This window comes from Stenotrophomonas sp. pho, from assembly GCF_006228405.1.
Lineage (GTDB): Bacteria > Pseudomonadota > Gammaproteobacteria > Xanthomonadales > Xanthomonadaceae > Stenotrophomonas > Stenotrophomonas sepilia.
In genome coordinates this window covers 2,764,053-2,788,565 of sequence record NZ_CP029759.1, presented here as the reverse complement: position 1 = coordinate 2,788,565, position 24,513 = coordinate 2,764,053, and the positions used below count along the sequence as shown (strand labels likewise).

The following is a 24,513-nucleotide window of genomic DNA, read 5'->3' as shown; positions in this document are numbered from 1 at the left end:
CTAAGGGGCCTCTCCCGCCTCGGTCGGTGAAGCGCTCGAAAGGGCAGCTTCCTTCACAAGTGCATTCAGTGTTTCGCGAGCGAATACTTCCAATGCCTGGAGGTGCTGTTCCCTTTCCAGGGTGTCGAGCGTTCGGAAACTGGTAGCGTAGTGCCCGGCCTTCGTGCGTGGTGCATATTTAACGGCGTAACGGAAGCCAGTGCCATCTGCGCCATTCTCGAAGCCGGCTTCAAAGCGCATAAGGTGGTACGGTGGAGAGCGATGTTCTGTATGCCAGGTAATAGAAGTTACGAAGTACCCGCTATCCAGCAGACTCTTGTATTCAGGAGAGACAGCCAAGTTTTCGCCAGACATTGCGACACTTCGTACGAATGACAGAATTTCAGACTGCGCTCCTTCATCGTCCTCTTCAAGTAGAAGCTCTTCATCTTCATCTGCCTTGACTCCTGGTGATACTCGAACGTTCGATACGGTTCTGTATGTGTATCCAGGGAGCTTCGCTATCAGTGTCGTGAAGAATCTCGTGCGAAGTTCAGGCGATAACGTGGTTACCTCAATCTGAGTTGCCTCCACATCCTTCTTCTTGATTTGGCCCAGCTTTTCCTGCAGCTGTCCGATTACATGGCGTGCCTTCTCGTTGGCGGGCATTCTGACAGCCAGTTTGCCATCAGAGATTCTTAGTTCAATGCGCGCGTCTTTCGGCTGGCGCTGCGCCAAGCGCGTCTTGGAGAAGTCAAACTCTTCGTAGTCAATCTCCAGAACCGCAGCATCGGCGCCCGCAATATTGAACTTGACGGACTCTGAGCCGTTCTTCTCGTCTTTGTAAGAGCCGAGGACAGTCTTCAGGTCGTCCGTGGTCACAGCGACGTCAAGCGTCATCGTGGTGGTCTTTTCGCCGCGATTTGATGGTTGTCGACGTTCGATTATGTCAACAATATCAAAATAGTCATGGGGCAGGATTGATAGCTTATCAGCAATCTGCTCTCTTGTCTCATTCGCGGAGTAGAAGATTCCCCTGTCTCTTGCTAGCTCGCGCAATACGGGTAGGGTAATGCGCTGCTTGCTGGAGACAAGTAGGTCGTGAATTTCACGGTCTGTTGCGCTAAGAATTTCAATCCTACGCCTCATATTCCATTCCTATTTCAACATTGGAAAATGTTGATTTGACTTGAGGGATGTTTGACAATTCTATGGAAGTGATGCGGCTTCCTAGTTCGTTGCTGTCTTCAGCGCCATTGGTCATCTCCTCCACATAGCGCTGAGAAGCTTTCTGGAAGTTGGCGTTGATTGCTTTGTCAGCGTCGAATGATTTTATGCGTATCCGGCGGTCGTCATCGAACGCCCCGTGCTGTCGGAGATAGTCCAAGAGATACATGAACTCATCGGTGGTCTCTCCCTTCCTTTTATAGAAGACGACCATGCCGGGGCCTTCTTTGGGTGCCTTGTGTTCAAGGATTACCCACGGTGAAGTAAGCATTTCGAGGGTCGCGGCAACGGCGCTATCAGGCTGAACGTTTGCTCGACTGGCAAGCTGAGGGAAATAGAAGTTGCAATGCTCTGCTGCAGGAAGCTTGTCGGTTCCTGCGGAGCCGCGCATCTGCCGAATATCGTAGCGAATGTTGTCCAGCCAGAAAACTTCCTTCGGGCCGAGTACGACAATCTTCGAGTCCAAAGGAATCTGGATTTCGCTTGATTTAACAAGCTCTAAATTGCTGCTGAAATTAGAGTCATACTCCCCATCATGGTTGTAGACGATGAGGAGGCCTGTGACCGTGTAGGTCACGTGGTCATGTGCGTAGTATTTCCTCCACTCTTCGCTCTTCTCAGCGCACGATACCTGCTTTGCAAGGCTCTCAATCGCGCCTCTAATAGCGGTCGACGTTATGCTTCCCTTTGCGTAGCTCTTCAGGTCGCACTGTAGATACGTGCGGCGCACAGAATAGGGTTCATCGTAGAAGTAGACGACATCTGATGGGTGTGTTTCTACATTGTGCGCTTCAGGTGTTGCGCAGCTCCAGTTGACGTTGGTTGGGCCAACCTTTTTCCACAAGAACTCGGCAAACAATTCATCGCAGAGCTTCTCCGCCATCTTTGCCGTGTTGACAGTCTCGCCCATCTCTCACTTCCTCTGTGACACGTAGGTCTTCACGTTAATCTAACAGAGACGACCAATTAGACAAGCCGGCTTAGGCCGGGGTGCAGCAAGGCCTGCCTGAAGAGGCGCTCTGGTCGTCTAGTCGACAACCGCCCGGAGCTACGGGCGGGCTTAGAGTACATCCCAGATTGAAGCGCGCTGACCGTATGGTGCCTGGACCGCATGCCCCGGTCAGTACTGGACCTTGCCAAGACTACCGAGCGACTTAAGAAAAGGGGCATCAGCCTCCCTGTACTCGACAAAGCTGTGGATGAGACCACGTCAGGAAGGCTGGTGTTCAACTTACTTGGAGCCTTCGAAGGGTTCGAGGCGGACATGCTCGACGAACGCCAAAGAGAGTGAATCGCTCGCGCTCAACAGAAGGGGGGCGCTCTTCTTGAACCCAAGAGGGCGCTCACGGGTGCAGGGGAGGAGCATATTTGTAGGGTGAGGCTGAGGCTGAGGCTGAGGCTGAAAGAGGGAGTCGGTACCAACTGACTGAGCCATTCTTCGTTAGACGTAGCAGCGTGTACCGTGCCCTACAGGCCGGCACTACGGCTTAAGGACTTCAAGTAGAGCTTCACGCTTCCTGGCTCGGAGCGCTCGAAAGCGGACCAATAAGGCCTCTTCCTGGGCATTACTGGCACGTAGCTCGCCTTCCTTAGTGGCCGCAGGCTCGGCTACGGCGCTCAGGCTGCCGCAAATGAGTTCGTCCAAGGACCTGTTCAAGGCATCACGTAGGTCAGCCAAGACACGGAAGCTGGGCGTTTCGCGCCCATTCTCCCAGGCCGAAACCGAAGCCTTGGTGACACCAATAGCAAAGCCCAGTTGCTCCTGTGTCAGGCCGGAAGCTGCCCGCGCTTCCCGCAATCTATCGCCAAAGCTCTTCATTTCGGTTGCCTGCTGAACTAGGCAACCAAAATATGGAGAGTCCACACCGCTGTCGTTCGGCTAGGCTTGACTCCGTGTGTTCGGACTATCCATACTTCTGCGGTGCGGGCATCCCAGACAAGCTAACCCGGTAGAAGCATTTGATTGTTTGCGCGGGAAGGTGCACTCGAATGCCCCCCGAAACCCTCGCCTATGAGGAATTAGAGGCGGCTGACTGGCCCGTAAGGTGCTTGTGAGTCAATCAAAGTTTGCTAGGGCGGGATACAGCCATCATTCGATAGGGGTCGTCTATGAACGGGAATGAGTCGCCCTCTGGCAGTACCGCAACGTTCGTGCTGCCAGACCACATTCGCAAGAACCTAAAGAAGTGCCAACGGCACGCACCTGGTATGACATGCCTAGAGTGCGGATACACCGGTCTCATGGGCATCAAATCCAGCTGGAAGCCGTGGTACGCAACTTGGTGGGGAAGCACGCTTCTCTCAGCCGTAGCGGCATGCGTCGCATTTGTCCTGTTCGGTGGCATTGGATGGTGGCTGCATTCGTTGTTGGTGCCCTGGTCAGCGGATTGGCGATGTCTGGAAGCCGTGACATCTACTCCTGCCCGAGTTGCGAGGCAGACCTCCAGCGCCGCTGAGCGGGCTTCTCTTCTCTTAGAACATCCTTGCGCTGAAGGAGAACCATGCGCGCCGTCTTTCCTATCTGCACCGTACTACTTCCCATCCTCCTCGCTGGTTGTGACCAGCTCACGGCGATGGCTGGTCCGAGTGAAATGGTCTCATTCGGATTCATTAGGCCGACGTCATGCGAGAGGCGTGGCCCTGTCAGCTTCAACTGTGTGATGCGCAATCACATGAATGCTCCTAGGGAGGCCAACATGGAGTGTGCTGGTTTCGACGGTCAGAAACGCATGGTTGGTAGACCCAAGAATGTGCACGCAATGTTGGGAGTTACCTTGATGCCAGGAGAAGAGCGAGTTGCCACTGTCTTCTATGAAAAGGGGGTCGTCCGCTTGGTATGCGTAGATGTGAAGGACAGCATCCCAACATTCAGTAGGGTGGAACAGCTGATTGCCGACCCTGGTGCCAACGACATCACCTCAGTTCTTGCTCTATAGCGGGCAAGTGGGACAGCGGAAAACAAAGCAACATCCGAGCTAAAGGCTCAACAAGTTTGGCCTTTCGCGGGTTCACGCAGATAGGGACTCCTCTCAGCGGGGAGCGTAGCTGCTAAGCGAAGCAAAAAAATCCCCATGTTCTTACATTCATTGCATTCAAGGACAACTCATATGCTGACCCGGCTCGCCATAGTGGCTTCCCTTGCAATTGTTCCACTGCCCTCGGTGGCACAAGGGCTTCTTACCGTTACCGGTCAGTGGGAGTACCGCGACGCATCCCGAATGGAAACGGACGAAGGACTCAACGTCTGCTTTCAGTTGGATGCCGCCTCAGTGGCACGGAATCCGCAGTTGCAGCAATTGGGAGGTGCCTTGTGCCTTTCGAACCCCTCGGACGCGGCCAAGCTTCTTGGAGTCGTACCGTCCGGGCAGAAGCCAGGATGCAAGTACGTAGCAAAGGGAACGGCAAGCGTTGTACTAGCCAATGTCAAGTTGCAGCCCGAAGATGAGATGTATGACGAGCGCATAGAAGCTCGCCTCATGCAGGTGCGGGTGAATCGTGTGACATCCCCACTTGGCAGTGACTGTGACCGCCGCAGCACCTCGCAGGGATTCGCCTCTATCAACGAGGCCATCGCTGCACTAGGAACTCATCCAGGCTATGTAGGTGTGTCGGCGTCAGATTTCGTGCGTATAGATGCCAGCAATGGCTACGCTGAGCTTGATGCGAGCACGCAGATGTGGTTGCCGCGAGGTGCCTCAAACATGCTGGTGACGTACTACGAAGGCAATTCCGGTTTGCATGAGCTGGGCGTCTATCGGTATGAAGGGGGCCGGTGGCACAACGCAAGTAGTGATGTGCTGCCTGGGTACACCGAGAGCGCCAAGCACTTCAAAGGGACCAACTTCTACTTGGATAGCAGCAACGGAAGGCCGGTACTGAGAAGCCTTCCGGGGAGGGAGGCATGGACTTACGCAAATGGTCGCTTTGCGCGGCAGAAGTAGGCTTAGCTAGGGCCGCGCTGGTCCTAGCCTAGCCGCTACGGCTCGGCGTGGCAGTAGTCCGCCCAGTCTTGCATCAGTGGGATTCGCTTCTTGAGCATTTCCGAGCGGAAATAGGCCGCCTCGGTCTTGGATTTGACGACATGGCCGAGCGCTAGCTCTGCGGCCTCTCGGCTGTGATGGGAGACCTCCGCAGCCCAGTCTCGGAAGGAGCTTCGGAATCCATGACAAGTCTGCCCCGGCCGTAGCGACTTCAGAAGTTTCAAGGGCGCCGCAGTCGTGATGGGCTTGCCTGGCTTTCCAGGAAACAGGAAATTGTCCCCGGACGTCGGAAGGTGGGTCAGTAGAGCAACTGCTTGGGTCGACAAGGGGACGGTGTGGTCCCTTCCAGTTTTCGTGCGTGCCCCCGGAATCAACCAAGTTCGGTTGTCCAGATTGAATTCGGCCCATCGGGCCGCTGATGCCTCGCCTGGTCGGGTTGCTGTAAGAATCTGGAGCCGCAAGCAGGATGCAGAGAAGTCCGCCCTTGGTGCCAGCTCCCGCATCAAAGCTGGCACTTCGTTGTAGTTCAACGCAGCTCTGTGCACGACCTTTTTAACCTTTGCGGGAGAGGGGAGCAGGCTCCGTAGATTTCCTCGCCACGCGGCAGGGTTCTCGCCTTGGCGAAAGTTGTTGGCTTTCGCCCAATCCAGCACTCGTTCAATGCGCGCTCTCACCCTGGTGGCCGTTTCAGTCTTTGTGAGCCATATGCGCTCCAGCACGTCGCGGATGTGCTCCACACTAATGTCCGACACCGGAATGTCCTCAATGCCGGCGCAGTATGTACTGAGGGTCGACGTCCATTGAGCCTTGTGCTTGGCGTTTCGCCATTCGTGCTCATGAGTCTCAATGCAGCGTCGTGCACACTCTCCGAAAGTCAATTGTCTGGCCAAGCCACGCCGCGCTGCTGCCAAGGCATCTCTCTTGGCGCGGAGGGGGTCTATACCTGCTGCGAGGTCGGTTCGGAGCTGCTGGGCGCGCTGCCTCGCTTGCGCGAGGCTTACATCTCTGGCCGAGCCTAGACCCAAGTCTTTCGCTTTCCCCGTGAGCCGGTCTCGGTAGCGGAAGACCCAAGTCTTACGGCCGCTGTTCTTCTTGACGTACAGATATAGGTTGCCGCCGTCACTGTGTCTGCCAGGGCCTGCGTTTTTGACTGCCACTGCTGTGAGCATTGCCTGATGTTGTTCCCATCGCTGTTCCCTACATGGTAGCCTGGCTGAGTGGGGACGGTCTAGGCTTTATTTGTATTTTTAAGCTGTCAAGTGTTTGATTTATAAGATTAAATGTGAGTTTTGAAGATGGCCTGGAAATAATTTGAATTATGGTTTGGCAGACACTCTCTCCGCCAGTTGATTCAAAGAGCCCCTGGATTCAGGGGCTTTTTCGTCTCGTCAGTCCACGCCATCGATCTGCACGCGAGCCGGGGTAGCACGGCGGCCTTGCATGAGGAGCCCGACGCCGGCCACGAGGCAGGCCGCCAGCGTTGCGATGGAGAGCGGAAGCAGGAACTCGTCACGACCGGCCGCGGCGAAGCCCACATGAATCATGGCGGTGCCGGCGCCAACTGTCCCGCACAGGCTGGCATACGCCCGCGCGGAGGGCTTGGCCAGCACAACCTGGCGATAGCCATGCAGCAGGGCGCCCACAGCGATCAGGTTGAAAGCCAGAAACCCCTGGATGCCGCCGGGAACGCCGAACAGGGCCCACTCGTGCCAGAACGCTGCATCAATCTGGTGCAGGACCAACGCCAGCAGTGTTGCCAGATACCACCGTTCCATGGGGTCGTCCATTTGAATGTCGGCAAAGTCTAGCAGCCGGAGTGAGTAGTCGATCTCCGCCTGGGCGAAGCTCACGGTGACGGTGAGGGCAGTGCGCACATCGCCAGGAAAGCGCAGAGAATACGCTCACCCACGACGCTCACCCTTCGGCTTGTTATGGCACAACGGGTAACTCGAGCACGACCGGAACGCCCCGTGCGGCCCATTGCGGTCCACGAACACGCCCACCTTGCACACCGGGCAGCGCTCTTCGTGGATGGCCGCGCCTGAAATCGCGGTCACTTCCACTGCCCCGTCCTCCACCAGCTCATCCAGGAACGGCGAGTGCCTGCCCTGCACGGTGAAGATCGCAACCGACCGTCGCGCACGCGTCAGCGCGACATAGAACAGGCGCCGTTCTTCGCTCAGCGGATAGGTATCGCCGTCCGGCATCGCCAGCGAAAGCACCGGGTCATCCGCGCGCAGGTTCGGGAAGCTGCGGTTGATCATGCCCGGCAGGATCACGTAGTCCGCCTCGCGCCCCTTCGATCGATGTGCGGTCAGGAACTCGACGTCCATCGTGCTGCCAAAGGCCGTCTTCCAATCCGAAGGCACCGCGCCGCGGTCCGCGCGGTAGCGCCCCAGAACAAAGACCGTCACGCGTCCATTGCGGCCCTGCGCCACCGCGCCTGACAACAGTTGCTGGTGCAGCTTCGAAAGGTACTGGCGAACGCCATCCTGCACCTCCTCACGCCGGTTCATCTGGAACGCCTGCAGCACCGGGCCGACTGCCGGCGCAGCAGAGCGGACCTTCTTGGCGATCTGCGCGGGGTTGCGGCTGATGAAGCGGCTGGAAACATCACACAGTGCCTGCGGGCATCGGAATGTCTGCTCCAGTTTCAGCACCTGGCCATGCCCCATCCATTCACGGAATCCGGTCATCACCGAAACGTCGGCGCCAGCGAAGCGATTGATCGACTGCCAGTCATCGCCCACCGCAAACAGATAGCGGCCCGGTTGGCTGACCAGCGCACGGCAGAGGCGCGCACGGGCGCGCGAGGCATCCTGGAATTCGTCGGCCATCACCAGATCGTAGGGTGATTCATAGTGGCCCTGTTCCAGCAGCCCGGCGGCCATGTTGAGCATGTCCTCGAAATCGATGCTGCGCTCGTCAGCCAGTGCATCGTCCCAGGCCTGGAAAACCGGCCCGGCGATCTCCAGGAAGCGCCGGTAGCGTTCCTTGAACTGATCCTCAGGCATCTGCCGCAGGCGTGCGGCCATGTCATCCAGCGTCAGGCAGTTGCTCTTGGCATGCGCAATGAAGGTGCGCATCAGGCCAATCAGGTCTGCATCCGGCATCGGCTTGGCGCCCTGGTCAGGCAGCTCGCGGTCCGGGTGCGGGTCGAGTTCGACACCAGACGCACCCAGCCGCTCGGCAAGATGCTGCAGGGCCTGTCCACTGCGCAGGCCGAACGACGTCGTTTCGACCAGTGCGGTGCCGCGTGCCGCATGCTGCTGCCGCTTCCAGCGCATCCCTTCGCTGTAGTTGGCAAAGTGCTTCGGCGGCTGGCCATCGGCATCCAGCGCAAAGTGCTCGTGATACAGCTGGGCGTCCGGATAGTAGAAGTCAGGACGATACTGGCGGTGGGTATCCGTCGCGGTATCGAACTCGTAGCGCCGCTCGTAGTCGTACGCCACGCCGTTGTAGAACAGCCAGTCGGCGATGACGCACTCTTCCAGGCTCTTCACTCGCTCACCCTGCAGGGTACGCATGTAGGGCGTGCCATCGCGGTCGTAACCATCGGCCATCATGTCGGCACCCAACGGCGGCAGATCGCGTCCGAACACCAGGCGGAACATGTCCCACTGGGTGCGGAAGTGGGTCGAACGGTCCTTCAGGTCGTCCACCAGTTCGGCCAGCTTGTTGAAGCCCAGCGTTGCGTCGACCGCCCATTCCGGGATATCGGGCTTGCGCCCTGTGGCCTTGGCGATGAGGGACAGGCCCAGGGCGTGGAAGGTCCAGGCTTCCACCATGGTGTCGCCCATGCCGAGCCGGTCGAAGCATCGCTGCGCGCGCTCTTCCAGCTCCTGAGCGGCGTCCTTGTTGAAGGCGAGCATCACAATCCGTTCGGGCTGGAAAAAGCCGCGATCGATGGCATAAGCGGCCTTGGCAACCATCGTGGAGGTCTTGCCAGAGCCGGCCGCGGCCACGACCTGCACCCGGTTGTCGAAGCAGATGACAGCGCGGGCCTGCTCCTCGGTCAGCGGCCTGCTCTCGACCCGGTCCAGGAAGGGCTTGGCCAGACCCAGTTCACGGGTCGCCATTGCCTCATTGGCGTCCGCCCACATGGCGGGCCAATCCAGCTGCCAGTCGTGCAGTGCATCCAGTGCCATGCGGTGGCGGTCCGAGTGCAGGTCGTCATGCACCTCCTCGTCGAGGAACAGCTGCTCCAGCTCGGCTGACGTGAGGGGCAGGGACGGGCGTTCGGCCAGCAACGCCTGCTGCTGTTCGTACGTGATCCAGCGGCGGCCGGTGGTGCCTCGGTCGGTAAGCGCATCTGCCTCGGCCAGCCACGCCTGGATCTGCGCCAGAACGTGCTCAAACAGTGCCTTGCGCCCTCGTCTGGAGCGCGCGAAAAGCACGTGCTGAACGGCAGCGGCAAGCCCGGAGCCCTGGCTGTTGGGCAGCCCATCCACGGACAGTGCTTCACCGTGCTCGGTCGTCAGTTCGACCCGGGACCAGAGCACGCCGCGAACGACCCGCACGCTGTGTTCGTTCGCCACATGCTGGTGGTATTGCCTGCCGTCGATCAAAAGCGCGAGCTGTTCGCCATCCAGCCGCAACTGCCAGTCCGGCGAGCGGGTCACACGCTGGCCCCAGACCGAGGGGCGCCATTCCATAGACATCCAGATACTGCCTTGCGTACGTCACCGGGCGTAAAGCGCCCTTGCCGCCCCATGATAAGGCGGCTTGGCGTGGCACGCTGCGTTTTCCGGTCAGTCGCGCGCGTGAGCCAGCGATGGCATTGCACCCTCGCCAGCGCGACAGGCGTCAGGCGTTCACATCCACGACGATGCGGCCGCGCACCTTGCCGGGGATGATCTGCTCATAGACATCCAGCACCTCGGCGAGGCCGATCTGCTGCACGGTGCTTTCCAGCTTTTGCGGGTCCAGGTCGGTCGCAAGCCGATCCCAGGCGCGCGGGCGAACCTCTTGTGGGGCATTCACCGAATCCACGCCGGCCAGGGTCACGTTGCGCAGGATGAAGGGCAATACCGAGCCGTGCAGAGCGTCGCTCTGCGCCAGGCCGCACGCGGCCACGGCACCGCGATACTTCGTCTCGGCGATGGCGTTGACCAGGGTAGGGCCGCCGGCCACATCCACCACGCCGGCCCAGCGTTCGGCACTCACCGGCCGCTCGCGCGGCTCCGAAAGCTGCGCACGATCGATGATCTCGGCCGCACCCAGGTTGTGCAGATACTCAGCATGCTCCGGGCGTCCGGTGGCGGCTACCACGCGATAGCCCAGCTTCGACAGGATCGCCACCGCAATCGAGCCGACGCCACCGTTGGCGCCAGTCACCAGCACATCGCCCTTCTCGGGCGTCACCCCGGCATGTTCCAGGGCCAGCACGCACAGCATCGCGGTATAGCCAGCGGTACCGATGGCCATGGCGTCACGGGTGCTCAGGTTGCCAGGAATCCGGTTGAGCCATTCGCCGCGTACGCGGGCGCGCTGTGCCAGGCCGCCGTGGTGGCCCATGCTCAGGTCCCAGCCATTGAGCACGACGCGGTCGCCTGGCTTGAAGTCGGCCCTGCTGGATTCCAGTACCACGCCTGCCAGATCGATGCCGGGAATGAGCGGGAATCTCCGGATGATCGGACTCTTGCCGGTGAGCGCAAGCGCATCCTTGTAGTTGAGCGTGGAGTACTCGACCTGCACCAGGACATCGCCGTCCATCAGGTCCGCCTCGTCGAAATCGACCAGCTCGGTCGAAAGCTGGTTGTTCGTCTTGCCGGTCAGCAGGGCTTTGAACGTCATGGATGGCCTCACATTCATGGAATGGGGCCATGCTAGGCTCGTGCCACTATTGCAACAAGAACGATGATTTTCCGTAGGTACTATGGTTTTCCGGAGTATGCATGCGTAGCAGGCGTTGGGATGGCAAGAGCGGGTGTGCGGTGGAAGTCACGCTGTCCGTGATCGGTGGCGTGTGGAAGCCGATCATTCTGTTTCACCTGATGACCGGCAAGCGACGTTTCATGGAACTGACCCGGCGGGTGCCTAATGCCACCCAGTCCATGCTCACCAGCCAGTTGCGTGAACTGGAAGCCGATGGCGTGGTGATCCGCCACGTGTATCCGGAAGTGCCGCCGAAAGTGGAATACGAGCTGTCCGAGTTCGGCCGCACGCTGGCGCCGGTGCTGCTGGCGATGCGCGAGTGGGGCGAGACCTACCGCGGCTATCAGAGCACCCAAGGCGATAGCTGAAGGCTGCGCGGCGTTGCGCTTGCCGCATGTGGGTTTCGCGAATGCCTACAGCCGTCGGCGGGTCTTTGGCACCGCGAGCGCGCATGTCGTATACGGCTGGATAGGGCGTCCGGAAAGTACGCGTCGATGGTAGTCGCCTGCTGGCGAAGAACGCCAGTCAATGGACAACTCGACATCCACTGACGCAACCAACGTAGCGACTTGATCGATCAGGATTTCCCTGCTTTCCACCGCCGGTTCAGGGCGGTAACCATGTCCGCGCCAAGGCATTCGCCGTGGCCGGGATTGGCGTCCCGAACTTACGTAGTACAAGGCGTCGTAGTTGCAACGTATGTTGCGATCACGACAATGCACCTTCTGTCAGTTCATGGCGGATGGTGCGTGGGGGTCTTAGGGCCCGTCGGCTTTCGTACTACGTATCCGGCACGCCAACCCGCACCGTCCGCCACCTTGCATCTGCAGGTGGCCACATCGTGAGGTTGCCGTCATGCCCGAACGTCTTCCCGACCATCCCCGCCTGCATGCGCTGCTGGGCGCCGCCGTGCGCGATCTTCCCGCTGCGTTGGCGGAAACGCTGGAGGACGCGCTCCGCGAATCCGCCGAGTTCGTCACCCCATCGGCTTTCTTCGCACACCTGAAAGGCCACGGCAGGAACCTGCGTGCCGATGGCGAGGCCTGGAGTGAAATGTGCCTGAGCCCCGGCCGCGCCTTCGACATGGCCCTGGCGACCCGAAGCATTTCGGGCATCACGGCGTTGACTGCGGTGCTGCACGCTGCGCATGTGGCGCGGGAGAGCGACGATCCCGCCTGCTGTCCCTCCGCCGCCGTGGTCGAGGGCCTGTTCAACGCCTGCCAAGTGCTGTCACTGCAGGTAGAGCGCTGCCTGGTTCCATGAAGGGCTGCGATGCGGTTCCTGTTCCGTTGACGCCCGGCTCCTTATAGTGGCGCTGGAACCCTGCAATGGAATGCCCATGCACGTGATGTCCCCGAGCCGTTGCCTGACGCTTGCACTTGCCGTCGCGGTGAGCGCCAGCGCATGTGCACGGTCACCGTCCACCGAACACGAAAGGAATCCCGCCATGTCCGGCGCAACGCAGACCGGCCGCACGATCAACGGCCACACCTATACCGATGCGCCCGTGGACGTGAAGCTCGGGCCGAATACCTTCCGCATTCCAGCCAACTACCTGGACAGCCAGATCGCACCGTGGCCAGGCGAGGGCGTGACGCTGGTCATCGAGTGGCCGGACATGAAGCCGACGGCGCCGGGCGCCCGGGCCAATCCGCGTACGAATGATTTCCGGAAGGAGATTGCTGTGGCGATCGACTACATCGATCGTGCGCCAATCGAAACATCATTGGAGCGATTGTCCTCCAACCAGGCATCCACCGAGGAGGGGTCGGTGGAGCGAAAGGATCCTCGGGATCGGCTCGATCTGCGGATTGCGCAGCCCGATGTCATGGGCCTGACGCCTTACGCCATCGATGAAACGAGGATGGCGGTTTTCTCGAAGGAGTACGAAGCACGCTATGGACAACCGCCCACCCGCAATCCTGCCTATGAAGATGACTGGTACATCGCGCGCGCTCCCAACGGCAACCTGACCACATTCATCAAGTGCGAAAACACGGCGTTCCGGGGGGACGGCGTTCGACTGCAGGGCGATCAGGTCATCAGTGAGCAGGGACAAGCCGCCGCGGGGTGCTTCCACTATTTCTCGGATGTGGAGAACAAGCTTTCCATCTCGCTGAACTACAAGCGGGCCTTCCTGGCGGACTGGAAGCGGATGGAAGATGCGGTGCGGGATGTTCTCGCGCGCTCCCGGGTCCGGAAGTGAGTGCATTCAGGAGCAGGCGATGGGCGGATTGACGCAAGAAAATCTCAAGATTCTGGCCAGCTATGCCAAGGCTGGAAACCGCGAGTTGTACTGGAACTATCTGTCGCAGCTGCCGGACGCGGATGGCTATGGGACGCTTGCGCTGGGCGTGGTTCGCAACGACAGCTTGCCTGGCCGCGTTGCAAACAGCTATGCACAGGAGTATGCCCGGCATCAGGAAGGCAAGGGCTCCGGCTTTCCCGACGCGCAGCTGAGCGAGCGCCAATGGGAGATGTTTGGGCAGACGCTTCTGCGCCAGGACCTGGAGCGACGCCTGTTTTGGATGGAGCAGGGGCGATCCGACCTGGCACTGAATCTTCCCGGCAAAGACGTGATGCTGGCTCACGACCGCGCATTTGAACGGCATGAACTCGATCCCAACTGCTGGACGCCGCGCGTGTTGCTGCAGGCGGCTGAACAGAAGAGCGGCCCCGAGAAGCTGGAGCAGATCTGGACCAACATGCTCAACAACGACTATGCCGGCGGCCCGCGCGTAGGCAATACCAGTGTTGATGCCATCAGCCAGATGGGATGGGCGAAGGGCGGCCAGTACCTCACCCGGTTGAGCGTGCTGGAAGCCACTCAGGCATTGGAAGGGCGCTCGGCGGTCGATCCGAACGTCATCGGTGGCAACAGCTACTACGCAATGTATTTCGCAGCGGACAGGAAGTGGGCCAGTGTCAGCGCGGGCGGCGGCCACATGTCGATGCGGGAGATCACAGACCCCGCACGCATCGCCGAGCTCAACGACGCGCGCGAGGTTCGTCTGGAGCGCCAGGAAAAACGCACCCAGTTCCACCCGGACGACCCGTACCGGACCATCACCCGCAGCCCGCTGACCGCAGCTGTGGACGACGTGCCGGATTTCTCGCAGGCACCGACCCGCCTGGCCGACATTGGTCCGGGCCACCGCGACTACGCACTGATGCAACAGGTGCGCGAAGGCGTGGCCGCGATCGATGCCGGCGCCGGGCGTACCCACGACGAGAACAGCGAGCGCCTCGTAGCGAGCGTGATGGCATTGGCCCGTCGCAACCAGCTTGAACGGGCCGACCATGTGCTGCTGAGCGCGCAGACCGCCGAGCATCCGGCCGGCCGCAACGTGTTCGTGGTGCAGGGCGAGATGAGCGATCCCGCGCATCTGCGAGCGGTCATGCCTACGGACACGGCAGTGCAGACGCCGGTCGAACACTCGCTGCGGCAGATCGAGGCCGCCAGCCTGGAACGACAGCAGGCGGCCATGCAGCGCCAGCAGGACAACGACGTCCACGCGCGTGACAACCCTGCGATGCGGATGGGCTGAGGTTACGCAGCAGAGCCGAGCGGGCGCCCGGCTCTGCTGGAAGGCCTTCTCAGAAGCTGTAAGCCGCCTGCACATACACCCGCCGCGGCTCGCCCGGGAAATGCCCGTTGCGCTCGATGAAGCCGCTGGCCGCGTACACCTTGTCGAACAGGTTCTTGACGTTGGCCTGGAACTGCCACTGCTTCCACGTGGTCTTCCAGCTCATGTCGAATACCGTGTATGCCTTGACCGCCTGCCCATCCAGGCTGACACGCTCGCCCACATGGTCGGCGCCGAAGCCGATGGCCGAGTTGATTGACGGCAGGTCGTAGCGCGTCCACACGCCGAGCTTGTTGCGTGGCGCATTGGCGAAGCGGTCGCCGGAGGCATTGGTGATGCCGTTCGGTCCGGCATCCTTCACCCGTGCGTCGTTGTAGGCGTAGGTCAGGTTCACCACCCAGCGCTCGGTCACGTCGGCCAGCAGGTCCAGTTCCATGCCCGTGCTGCGTACCAGGCCCAGTGCAGCGAGTTGGTTTACCCCGCCGATCACCTCGCCGGTGGCCTGCACGATGTTGCTGCGGTCGATGCGGTAGGCCGCCATGTTCAGGGTCACACGGTCGGCCAGCAGGGATTTCAGGCCGATTTCCCATTGCCTGCTGCGCTCCGCGTCGAAGGGCCCACCGGCCGACGGATTCTGGTTGGCGGCACTCTGCGGCACGAAGCCACTGGCGACGTTGGCGTACAGGTTCACGCCGTCCCGGGCGGCAAAGGTGCTGCCCAGACGCCAGCTGAGCGCATTGCCATCGACGCTGCTGCGACCCATGCGGTCCTCATCCTTGAGGCCATCCCAGCGCAGTCCGGCCAGCACATGCCAGCGCGTGCCCAGTGCCAGCTCATCCTGCAGATAGCCGCCGTAGCGTTTGCTGCGGGTGGCGGTGCTGCGCCAGGGTAGTGCGGCCAGGTTGTAGTCGTGCCAGGTGCTCGCGCCATAGACCGGGTTGAACAGGTCGATGCCGCGCACAGGGCCGGCGCCGCGTGCCAGGTCGGCGCTGTTGGCGGTCTGCGCGGTGAAGTCGGCGTCGAGCTGATACACGTCGGCACCGAACAGCACCTTGTGTTCGATACGGCCGGTGTTGATCCGCCAGACGGCATTGCCGCTGGCGGTGAAGGCCTCGTTGTCGCGGATCTGGTTGCGCAGCTGGCGCGTCATCCACTCGGCCACGCCGTCGCGATCACGATCAATCAGCCCCATCGGCTCGTGGTACATCTGGTGCTCGTTGTTGCTGAACCAGCGCGCGGCAATGTCCACGTCCAGGTTGTCGCGCGGTGCGAAACGATACTGCGCCAGTGCGACCTTGGCGCGCATGTCGAGGAAGTCACTGGCCTCGTTGTGGTTCCATCGCCGGTCGGTCAGGAAGCTGCCGGCATCGTTCACCGGCACGCCGCGCAGGCGGTTGCCGCCCAGGTTCTGGGTGATGTCGGTGAACTGCAGCACCAGTTCGCCGGTCTGGCCGACATCGAAGGCCAGCGAGGCATCGCCGATCACGCTTTCGCTGTCGGCATTCCAGCGTACGCCCTGCTCGCTGTCGGCATACAGGCCGGCGCGATAGCGAATGCTGCCGCTGGCATTCAAGGGGCCGGTGCCTTCGATCGATCCGGCGCGGAAGTCCCTGTCGCCTGCCTGCAGCTCGATGCGGCGTTCGGCGCGCGCCTTGGGCTTGCGCGTTACATAGTTGATGACACCGCCCGCATCACCACCGCCGTACAGCGCACCGGCCGGACCTTTCAGCACTTCCACGCGTTCGATATTGAACAGTTGCGGCACCGAGAAGCCTGCATAGGGATCACCGCGCAGGCCGTCGTAGAGCACGTTCTCCTGGCGGAACCCGCGCAGGGTGACGCCGGCATAGCTGAAGAAGCTGATGCCGCTGATGCTGCGGTACAGATCGGTGACCTGGCGCGCCGCCTGGTCGTCGATCAGCTCGCGCGGCACGACCTGGATCGACTGCGGTACCAGTTCCAGCGGGGTATCGGTGCGGGTGCCGACGGCCGCATCGTTGGTGCGATACAGGGTCTGCGCGCGGCCGCGGACTTCCACTTTGTCCAGGTCCTTCGGGGTGTCAGCGAAGGCCTCGGAAGCCAGTGCAGGTGTAGCCAGGGAAAGGGGCAGCGCCAGGCAGAGGGCGCGCTTGAGCGGGGTTGGAAAGGGCATGAGGGACGAGGCTGGGCTGCAAATGAGAAAGATTAGCATTTGCAGTGCTTCGGGACCTATCCCCGGATGCACTATGGACGCGGGCCCGGGTCGGTATACGGGGTGCCGGCCAGGGCCACCAGCACGCCGGTGCCGCCGCGTACGATCAGCTGCAGCACCGCCTGGCGCGGATCCTCACCCTCCTGCTGGCTGGCCAGGCCTCCCTGATAGGCCGCCACCATCGACGCCAGCAGCATCGCCGCACCCAGGCGTGCCTCGGCATCATCCGCTGGCCGCCCGACCGCGCTTGCCATCAACAGCGTGAGGTCGTCGGCCAGCAGTGCCTGCAGCCGTCGCGCGTGCGCGACCAGCACCGGACTGTCGGCCACGGTGGCCCAGAAGGCCGCTGCACCGGAGTTGATCCGCAACAGGGGATGGCCGCTGTCGAGCAGCTCCCTCACCAGAGACTGGAAGGCGGCCAGCGGCGTCATGCCGCGGCGCGCCGCCATGCCCTCGCGCAGCAACGCCCGCGCCTCCTCGTCGCGGTCGAATACCAGGTCCTCCTTGCTGGCGAAATAGTTGAAGACTGTCTTGCGCGAGACCCCGGCGGCCTTGGCGATCTCGGACATCGACACCGCCTCGAAGCCACGCCGGATGATCAGCGCGGTGGCGACATCGGAAATTGCCTGTCGGGTCTGTGCCTTGCGTTGCTCGCGACGGCCTTGGGGCGGGGTCATGGCGGTTGGCTTGTGTAAACGTACACCGAGTGTAACATTGTGCGCACCAGAGCGCCGGGCCGGCGCAGGCGGGGAACCTGATGCTGTACGACGTTGTCATTGCCGGGGCCGGCCCGGTCGGCCTGTTCCCGTCCTGCGAGCTGGCCCAGGCCGGCTGTTCGGTCCTGCTGCTGGAGCAGGCTGAGTCGCCCGATTCAGCCCTGAAGCGCCTGCCCTTTGGCCTGCGCGGCTTGAACGCGCCCACGTTGGAAGCGCTGGATCGGCGCGGCCTGCTGGACGCGGTCGCAGCCCGCCAGGTGCTGAAGCCGGACAAGGGCGCACCGCCGCCCGGCACCGCCCATTGGTTGGCACAACCGCGGCCGCTGGGAGGCCACTTCGCCGGCATTCCGTTCGCGCTGGATGACGTGGACAGCGGGCGCTGGCGTGATCGCCTGCCGACCCCGGTACCCACCCAGATGGCGGTGGAGCTGCAGTCGCTGGAGACGGTGCTGGCCGAGCGCGCAGTGTCGCTGGGTGTGCAGATCGAGCGTGGCTGTTCGGTGCAGGCAGTGCAGGCACACGACGCACAGATGCAGGTGCAGACCGGTCGCGGCTGATGCGGGGCCGATGGCTGGTCGGTTGCGATGGCGCCCGCAGCACGGTACGCAAGCACTCCGGCTTCGAGTTCGCAGGGACGGCGCCCGAGTTCACCGGGTACACGCTGCAGGTTGAACTGGCCGATCCGTCGGTGCTCACCCCGGGGCGTCGGTTCACCAAATACGGCATGTGCAATTTCAACCCGCCGGGCGTGCTGGCGCTGGCCGATTTCGACGGTGGCGCAGGCCACCGCAGGCCACTGGACCTGCACGCCGCCCAGGCGTTGCTGCGGCGGGTGTCCGGGCGCCAGGCAACGATCACCGCGTTGCATCTGGCCACCACATGGACCGATGCCGCGCGCCAGGCCACGGCCTATCGCAGCGGCCGCGTGCTGTTGGCTGGTGATGCGGCGCACATGCATTCGCCGCTGGGAGGGCAGGGCCTGAATCTCGGCATCGGCGATGCGATGAACCTGGGGTGGAAGCTGGCCGCCGTGGCGCGAGGCGACGCCGCCGAGACGCTGCTGGACAGCTATCAGGCGGAGCGCCATCCGATCGGCGCGCGGGTGCTCGACTGGTCGCGTGCGCAGGTGGCGTTGATGCGACCAGGCCCAGGGCAGCGCGCGCTGGCGGCGGTCTTCGCCGACCTGGCCGCGACCCGCGACGGTGCCACCTATCTCGCTGAGCGGTTGTGGGGCGTGGCACAACCACCGGTGTTCAACGGCGAGCATCCGTGGGTTGGCCAAAGCGCGCCTGACGTCCAGCTGGCCAATGGCGATCGCATGGGGGAGCTCCTGCGCGCAGGGAAGGGCGTGCTGCTGGGGCTCGATACCGGCGTTTCACTCGGCCCGGTCTTTGCGCGCTGGCAACGCTCGGTTACCTGCGTGATATCCACGGCGCGCGATGCGATGGGACTGGGTGCGGTGCTGGTCCGCCCTGACGGTATTGTGGCCTGGGCCTGCGATGCTGGCGGCGACACGTCGGGGCTGGAGTCTTCGCTGGAACGCTGGTTCGGTTTGCCGTGGTGAACGGCGCGCTAGGGGATGCCATCATGGCCTGGGCGCGGTGCCCGGTCTCGGTCATCACCGAGGCCAGCTGCTTCAATGAGTACGGCTTGCGCAGCAGGGTGAAGCCATGGCCAGGATCCCGCGCCAGCAATTCGCTGTAGCCGCTGGTGAGGATCACCGGAAGCTCCGGGAAGCGGGCGCGGATGGCACGGGCCAGATCCAGGCCGTTCATGCCCGGCATTACCACGTCGCTGAAGACCACATGGAAGCGCGCGGCATCCCGTTCCAGCTCGGCCAGGGCCTCGTCCGCATTGCGTGCAAGGACCACGCTGTAGTCGAGTTCGCGCAGGGCGCCCACCGCAAATTCGGCCACGTCGACGTTGTCTTCCACCACCAGCACGCAGACGCCATGACCATGCTGCAGCCCCGATTGCGCCGCCGGCCGTTCCGCCGTTTCTCCTGCCTGCGCCAGTGGCAGATACAGCGTAAAGCGGGTACCGGCGCCGGCCTGGCTCTGCACGTCCACCTCGCCTTCTGACTGCTTGACGAAGCCGAATACCTGGCTGAGACCGAGCCCGGTCCCAGCGCCCACGCTCTTGGTGGTGAAGAAGGGCTCGAAAATGCGGTCAACCACCGCAGGGTCGATGCCCGCTCCTGTGTCGGTCACACTGATCGCGGCAAAGTCGCCCTTCATCGGCGCGGCGAAGCGCACCGAAGGCACGGCGGTTACCCGTTCCACTTCGATGGTCACCCGGCCGTGTCCCTCGATCGCGTCGCGGGCATTGACCGCGATGTTGATCAATGCGGTGTCCAGCTGGGTCCGGTCCAGCAGTACCGGCATCGGTGTATCGGGCAATGTCAACGACACCTGGATGCGCGCGCCAAGTACCGTGGTGATGATATCCGAGAGCGCGTGCACGCTTTCGCAGAGGTCGAAGACTTCCGGCGACAGGCTCTGGCGACGCGAGAATGCAAGCAGTTGCGCGGTCAGCTTGGTGGCGCGGTCCGACGCTGTTGCAATGGCCTGGATGTAGCGGCGCCGGGTGTCGTCTGCCGGCCACGTGTGCAGGAGCATGTCTACCGAACCGGTGATGACCTGCAGCAGGTTGTTGAAGTCGTGGGCCACCCCGCCGGTGAGCTGGCCGATCGCCTCCAGCTTCTGCGACTGCCGCAGCTGCTCGCGGGCGCGCACCAGTTCCAGATGGGCCTCCCGCGCCTGCTCGGTGATCGCCGCGACCTGGCGGCTGTGCAGGTCGCGCTCGATCACCCGTTCGGTCTGTTCGCTGACCACGCACAGGATGCCGGCCACGCTGCCGCAGCCGACGCGCAGTGGCGAATAGGAGAACGTCCAGAATGTTTCACGCAGCGTGCCGTCGCGATCCATCATCAACGGGAGGTTCTTGAAGCTGCGGCTGGTGCCGGCGAAGGCATCGTTGACGGCCTGCACCACGTTCGGCCATACGTCCGCCCAGACATCCTCCAGGCGATTGCCCATCGCGCCGTGCAGCTTTTCCCCCAGCATGGGCAGGTACGCATCATTGAAGAAGAACGCCTTGTCTTCCTTGCCCCAGGCAAGCCACAGGGGTTCTGGCGAATCCAGGATCATCGCCAGCAACGTGCGAAGTTCGGCGGGTGCGCTTGCGGCAGTGGCCGAGCGGGCCCAGTCACTGTCCTGCAGCAGTCGGTAGGCGAGCTGATCAGGTGCAGAGACTGGCAGGGGAAAAGGATGCATGGCCGCCATTGGCGCAGGAAGGTGGCGCAGCATAGCCGAGCGCATGTCATGACGCTCTGCACACCGCCGACATGACAGGCCTCGCCACTTCGCCGCCGACGTGGCAGCGATGCACCCCTTGTTCCGCAGGTTGCCGCTATCGCGGCGCAGCGCGAAGGGAGGCGGAGCTGGCCTGAGCGGCGGGTCTAGCCCTCACGACCTGCCTGCGCGGTGAGCGCATCCCGGCCAGCCTCGGTGAGATCGATATCCCCGTCCTCTGCCTGTACAGCCCATCCGGCGGTCACCGCCCAGGTTGCGGCATCACCGCGCACCGGTTCTGCAGCGGCGATCGCTTGGAGTATTTTCCGCTGTTCCGCAGTCATTATCACGTCGCGGTCCTCAGATACCCAGCAACGACGCCGGTTGCCAGTCCGACAGCCGGGCATGGCTGACCGGCTGATGGCAGCCGCACCCGTCGCAGCGGAACAATGCTCCACCTGGCAAGTGCACCAGATTGTCCTCACTGGCCGAACTGGTCGATGTGCAATGCCGGCAGGTGACCGTGAGCGCGGTGATGCGCTGCACGCCCCTGACAGATCGAACACGGCCTCGAACGCGCGAATGACAGGGTGGGCAGTGTCCGGCATCTGAATCTCGACAGGGTGGGGAGACCTCATCGTCGCGCGCCGGTTGTGATGGGCCAGTCAGCCAGGTGCATGGACATGATCAAGCCAGCTGCGGCAACCGGCAGCGCTCCATTTCAGAGATCCTTTTTCTTTCCGCTCAGGTCCAGCGGCTTGTCACTGCCGCCGCGCTCGCTCGACCACACTTCCACACCCTTGTTGCAACGGCTCTCGCGGGCAGCGACCTCGCGTGGCAGATCCTTCAGATGGGGTGACTCTTGGCAGGTCGGATGCATGGCGCTGTCGTCGTAGGTGGCGCAGGCGCTGAGCGACGCCAGAGCGATGGCAGTGAGGGTGGCGCGGAATGAAGGCTGCAGGTTCATGGGGTGGCCTCGGGTAATGCCAGGATGGTCATGGAATTCAAATCCGTGACGCCGGGCATGCACAATCGGACCCATTGCACTTGTTATTCTGTAACAAATGCGCGATAGTCCGGCCCCTGCTGGGTCAGGCGATGCAGATCATCAGCACCATGCACAGCGCCACCATCAGCACGAACACACGACGGCTCAGCGCCAGGCAGGCCAGATAGGCTGCGAGCGCCCAGGCAGCCAGCAGTGCGCAGGCCACCACCCACAGCCCGATCCCCATCATCGAATCGGCTGCCAACGCGGACAAGGCGATGGCCTTGGACAACGCCACCCCCAACACGCTGCCCAGCATGCCGGCCTGCAAGGCGATGGCATCGTGGCGGGCAGGGGCGCGAGGGTGGTGCATTGCGGGTCCGGTGCAGGCCGAGAAAACGGCGTCGGCTGCACTGTGCCCAAATGCACATCCACGAAATGTGTTCATCGCGCGTCAGGAGCGCGACGAAGCCGGCTCAGTCGAACGGTTGACCTGTGGATGCGGTCGTCCGTTCTTCAGTGGTTGCCGGCGGCGACGGTCTTGCGCTTCCTGTCCAGCATCACCGCCACGCACCACAGCAGCAGGCCGCCGATCGCGGTGGCTGCACCGACATAGCCGGTACTGGCCGGGCTGAAGCCGGCGCTGATCGCCATGCCGCCCAGCCACGGGCCGAGTGCGTTGGCGGTATTGAAGGCGGCGTGATTGGAGGCCGCCGCCAGCGTCTGCGCTTCGCCGGCCACGTCCATCAGGCGCGTCTGCAGCACCGCCGCCAGCGCACCCATGGTGCCGACCGTGATGATCATCGGGCCGATGGTCCACACCGACTGTGCGGCCAGCGGATACAGCAGCAGCATCACGATCGACCACAGCAGCACCACGGCGGCGGCCTTGAAATGGAACTTGTCCACCAGCCAGCCACCGGCGATGTTGCCGATGATCGCGCCGATGCCGAACACGCCTACTGCCAGCGGCATCCACGATTCGGCAACGCCGGTGACCTGCACGAGGGTGGGTGCGAGGTAGGTGAACACGCAGAACATGCCGGCGAAGCCGACCGCACCGATCGCCAGCGCCAGCCACACCTGGGGAGTGTTGAAGGCGCGCAGTTCGCGCATCGGCGAGGTACGCACTTCGTCCGGGTCCGGCAGCAGGAAGCGCGCGATCATCGCCACCGTGGCAATGGCCAGCACGCTGACCAGGGCAAAGGCGGTGCGCCAGCTCAACTGCTGGCCCAGCCAGGTGGTCAACGGATTGCCGACCAGGATCGCGATCGACAGGCCCAGCAGCACCCGCGACATCGCCTGGCCGCGCTGGCCGGCAGGGCTGATCGCAGCGGCCACCAGCATCGCAACGCCGAAGTAGGCGCCATGCGGCAGGCCGGCGACGAAGCGTGCCACCAGCATCGTGCCGTAATTCGGTGCCAGCGCGCTGGCCAGGTTGCCGATCGCGTAGAAGCCCATCAGCGCCAACAGCAGCTTGCGGCGCGGGAAGCTGGCACCCACGAAGGCGAGGATCGGGGCACCGACCACCACGCCGATGGCGTAGGCGCTGATCAGGTGCCCGACCTGGGTTTCGGAAATCGACAGGCCGCGGCTGATCTCCAGCATCAGCCCCATGCTGGCGAATTCGCTGGTGCCGATGGCAAATCCACCCAGCGACAGGGCGAGGATGATCAGGGTGCGCTGGCGGGGCGTCAGACGCGCAGCCAGGGAAGAGTTGGGGCTCATGCGGAGGCGCGATGGGGCGGGGAGCCGTCCATTGTACTGCTGCACTGCAACAGGAGCAGCAGCACTCAGGGTAAATCAGCGTTTGATCGGTGACACGCCGGCCCTCCGCGCCGCCTCGCGGCGGGCTCAGATGCCCAGCGCCGCCCGGGCATGAGCGTATTTGTCGCGAAGGCGCCCTGCCGTGGTCCCGTCCAGCATCGCCAGCCGCTGTGGATCGGCGTTGTCATCCAGATCGGCGCGCTTCACTTTCAATGCAAGCGGGTGGGCGGCAATGCGCGCGTAGTAGCTGTCCGCGTCAGGAGCTGCATCGCGGTTGAGCAGTTGCACCGCCTCGCGCAGCGGCGCCGGAAATACCTCGATCCGCGCGGCAAACGCCGGGCAGTCCTCGGCCACGTCATGCAGCCAGGCCACCACTTCGGCGTCATCGTCGCCGCGCACGGCGGCCGCCACCCGCGCCACATGGCCGATATAAGGCTGGCCGGCCTTGTCGAACTGCCCCGCGTGGGCCTCGGTGGCCAGCGTACGGGCAAGTGCTACCCAGTCCATTGCAGTCTCCTTGGATATCCGCGCACAGTTTCGCGCAAGAGCCGCAGCGGTTGTGGATGCGCCCATGACGCTGCCACGGGCATGATGGCGAGGCAGGGGACGCAGTGTTGCCCCGACAAGGAGGAGTGAGATGCAGGAATTCAGGCATGTGCTGGAAACCCGTGGGCGCTATCAGCTGGTAGCGGTGTCCTACGAGCCGGTGTACGCTCCCGGCGATGTGGTCGGCCATGCGGTCGTCGCCGACGATGGGGATCGTCTGACCGACCTGATATCACTGGCCGAAGCGCGCCAACGCTTGCTGCAACTGGTGCGTGAAGAGGGCGAGGAGCCCGGGCTGGAAAACGAGAACCACCTGCGGAAGAAGGCGTCGCGCTGGCGCCACCGCTAGGCCGTCGCGCCGC

At 62.7% G+C, this 24,513-nt stretch carries 21 protein-coding genes and 1 pseudogene; 8 read left to right on the top strand and 14 right to left on the bottom strand.

All coding sequences use genetic code 11. The features are described 5' to 3' along the window. Both DL544_RS13155 and DL544_RS13150 read right to left on the bottom strand, forming a co-directional pair. Positions 1-1,128, bottom strand: a complete 1,128-nt coding sequence (locus DL544_RS13155) for a hypothetical protein (RefSeq protein WP_100450291.1) — start codon at positions 1,126-1,128, stop codon at positions 1-3. Further along, positions 1,118-2,116: a PD-(D/E)XK nuclease domain-containing protein gene (locus DL544_RS13150; protein WP_021202781.1), complete on the bottom strand. Its 999-nt coding sequence runs from the start codon at positions 2,114-2,116 to the stop codon at positions 1,118-1,120. Before DL544_RS13150 ends, DL544_RS13155 begins: the two co-directional genes overlap by 11 nt. A gap of 177 nt (positions 2,117-2,293) precedes the next feature. On the opposite strand from DL544_RS13150, the gene DL544_RS22530 reads away from it, so the two are divergent. Next, complete coding sequence (locus tag DL544_RS22530) at positions 2,294-2,497, top strand: recombinase family protein (protein ID WP_366593616.1); 204 nt, start codon at positions 2,294-2,296, stop codon at positions 2,495-2,497. 189 nt (positions 2,498-2,686) lie between these two features. Here the strand turns inward: DL544_RS22530 and DL544_RS13140 are convergent, their stop codons facing one another. Then, positions 2,687-3,025 (bottom strand): helix-turn-helix domain-containing protein, encoded by a 339-nt coding sequence (locus DL544_RS13140; protein ID WP_021202783.1) that lies wholly within the window; start codon positions 3,023-3,025, stop codon positions 2,687-2,689. Positions 3,026-4,313: 1,288 nt separating this feature from the next. Between DL544_RS13140 and DL544_RS13135 the strand changes: the two genes are divergently transcribed. Further along, on the top strand, positions 4,314-5,147 hold the full coding sequence (locus DL544_RS13135) for a hypothetical protein (protein WP_139727311.1): 834 nt from the start codon (positions 4,314-4,316) through the stop codon (positions 5,145-5,147). 35 nt (positions 5,148-5,182) lie between these two features. Here the strand turns inward: DL544_RS13135 and DL544_RS22525 are convergent, their stop codons facing one another. The 4 genes from DL544_RS22525 to acuI form a co-directional block, all read right to left on the bottom strand. Next, the gene (locus DL544_RS22525) at positions 5,183-6,355 is read right to left on the bottom strand and encodes a tyrosine-type recombinase/integrase (RefSeq protein WP_031269815.1); all 1,173 of its coding nucleotides are present in this window, start codon (positions 6,353-6,355) and stop codon (positions 5,183-5,185) included. A 219-nt stretch (positions 6,356-6,574) separates the two neighbouring features. Beyond that, positions 6,575-7,036: a DUF6713 family protein gene (locus tag DL544_RS13125; protein ID WP_231109099.1), complete on the bottom strand. Its 462-nt coding sequence runs from the start codon at positions 7,034-7,036 to the stop codon at positions 6,575-6,577. A gap of 51 nt (positions 7,037-7,087) precedes the next feature. Then, positions 7,088-9,841, bottom strand: coding sequence for a UvrD-helicase domain-containing protein (locus DL544_RS13120; RefSeq protein ID WP_139728126.1), 2,754 nt, complete (start codon positions 9,839-9,841; stop codon positions 7,088-7,090). A gap of 151 nt (positions 9,842-9,992) precedes the next feature. Next, the gene (gene acuI, locus DL544_RS13115; protein ID WP_139727309.1) at positions 9,993-10,982 is read right to left on the bottom strand and encodes an acrylyl-CoA reductase (NADPH); all 990 of its coding nucleotides are present in this window, start codon (positions 10,980-10,982) and stop codon (positions 9,993-9,995) included. Positions 10,983-11,083: 101 nt separating this feature from the next. Between acuI and DL544_RS13110 the strand changes: the two genes are divergently transcribed. The 4 genes from DL544_RS13110 (at position 11,084) to DL544_RS13095 (ending at position 14,611) form a co-directional block, all read left to right on the top strand. Beyond that, positions 11,084-11,431: a winged helix-turn-helix transcriptional regulator gene (locus DL544_RS13110; RefSeq protein WP_139727306.1), complete on the top strand. Its 348-nt coding sequence runs from the start codon at positions 11,084-11,086 to the stop codon at positions 11,429-11,431. A gap of 487 nt (positions 11,432-11,918) precedes the next feature. After that, positions 11,919-12,326 carry a hypothetical protein gene (locus DL544_RS13105; RefSeq protein WP_138951860.1) on the top strand — a complete coding sequence of 136 codons (408 nt, stop codon included), beginning with the start codon at positions 11,919-11,921 and terminating at the stop codon, positions 12,324-12,326. Positions 12,327-12,402: 76 nt separating this feature from the next. Then, complete coding sequence (locus tag DL544_RS13100; RefSeq protein ID WP_065179542.1) at positions 12,403-13,269, top strand: Smlt3025 familytype IV secretion system inhibitor; 867 nt, start codon at positions 12,403-12,405, stop codon at positions 13,267-13,269. Positions 13,270-13,288: 19 nt separating this feature from the next. Next, the gene (locus DL544_RS13095; protein ID WP_065186161.1) at positions 13,289-14,611 is read left to right on the top strand and encodes a Smlt3024 family type IV secretion system effector; all 1,323 of its coding nucleotides are present in this window, start codon (positions 13,289-13,291) and stop codon (positions 14,609-14,611) included. Positions 14,612-14,660: 49 nt separating this feature from the next. On the opposite strand, the gene DL544_RS13090 is transcribed toward DL544_RS13095, so the two are convergent. Both DL544_RS13090 and DL544_RS13085 read right to left on the bottom strand, forming a co-directional pair. Further along, positions 14,661-16,802 (bottom strand): TonB-dependent siderophore receptor, encoded by a 2,142-nt coding sequence (locus DL544_RS13090; RefSeq protein WP_139727304.1) that lies wholly within the window; start codon positions 16,800-16,802, stop codon positions 14,661-14,663. Positions 16,803-16,873: 71 nt separating this feature from the next. Next, on the bottom strand, positions 16,874-17,518 hold the full coding sequence (locus DL544_RS13085; protein ID WP_065179539.1) for a TetR/AcrR family transcriptional regulator: 645 nt from the start codon (positions 17,516-17,518) through the stop codon (positions 16,874-16,876). 80 nt (positions 17,519-17,598) lie between these two features. Here DL544_RS13085 and DL544_RS13080 point away from each other — a divergent pair. Further along, positions 17,599-19,055: pseudogene (locus tag DL544_RS13080) on the top strand (FAD-dependent monooxygenase); the annotation flags it as partial. Here the strand turns inward: DL544_RS13080 and DL544_RS13075 are convergent. The 5 genes from DL544_RS13075 to DL544_RS13050 all read right to left on the bottom strand — a co-directional run bounded on the left by DL544_RS13075 (position 18,970) and on the right by DL544_RS13050 (position 24,112). Further along, positions 18,970-20,832 (bottom strand): hybrid sensor histidine kinase/response regulator, encoded by a 1,863-nt coding sequence (locus tag DL544_RS13075; protein WP_255312968.1) that lies wholly within the window; start codon positions 20,830-20,832, stop codon positions 18,970-18,972. The pseudogene DL544_RS13080 and the gene DL544_RS13075 sit on opposite strands and share 86 nt — an antisense overlap. Positions 20,833-21,571: 739 nt before the next feature. Then, positions 21,572-21,817: a hypothetical protein gene (locus DL544_RS13065; RefSeq protein WP_005417256.1), complete on the bottom strand. Its 246-nt coding sequence runs from the start codon at positions 21,815-21,817 to the stop codon at positions 21,572-21,574. A gap of 124 nt (positions 21,818-21,941) precedes the next feature. Beyond that, the gene (locus DL544_RS13060; protein WP_005417254.1) at positions 21,942-22,211 is read right to left on the bottom strand and encodes a hypothetical protein; all 270 of its coding nucleotides are present in this window, start codon (positions 22,209-22,211) and stop codon (positions 21,942-21,944) included. 143 nt (positions 22,212-22,354) lie between these two features. Beyond that, entirely contained in the window at positions 22,355-23,566 is a 1,212-nt protein-coding gene (locus DL544_RS13055; RefSeq protein WP_005417252.1) for an MFS transporter, read from the bottom strand. Positions 23,567-23,692: 126 nt separating this feature from the next. Continuing rightward, positions 23,693-24,112, bottom strand: a complete 420-nt coding sequence (locus DL544_RS13050; RefSeq protein ID WP_005417250.1) for an HD domain-containing protein — start codon at positions 24,110-24,112, stop codon at positions 23,693-23,695. Between the two features lie 130 nt (positions 24,113-24,242). Here DL544_RS13050 and DL544_RS13045 point away from each other — a divergent pair, with 130 nt between their 5' ends. Further along, positions 24,243-24,500: a hypothetical protein gene (locus DL544_RS13045; RefSeq protein ID WP_005417248.1), complete on the top strand. Its 258-nt coding sequence runs from the start codon at positions 24,243-24,245 to the stop codon at positions 24,498-24,500. Positions 24,501-24,513 lie beyond the last annotated feature (13 nt).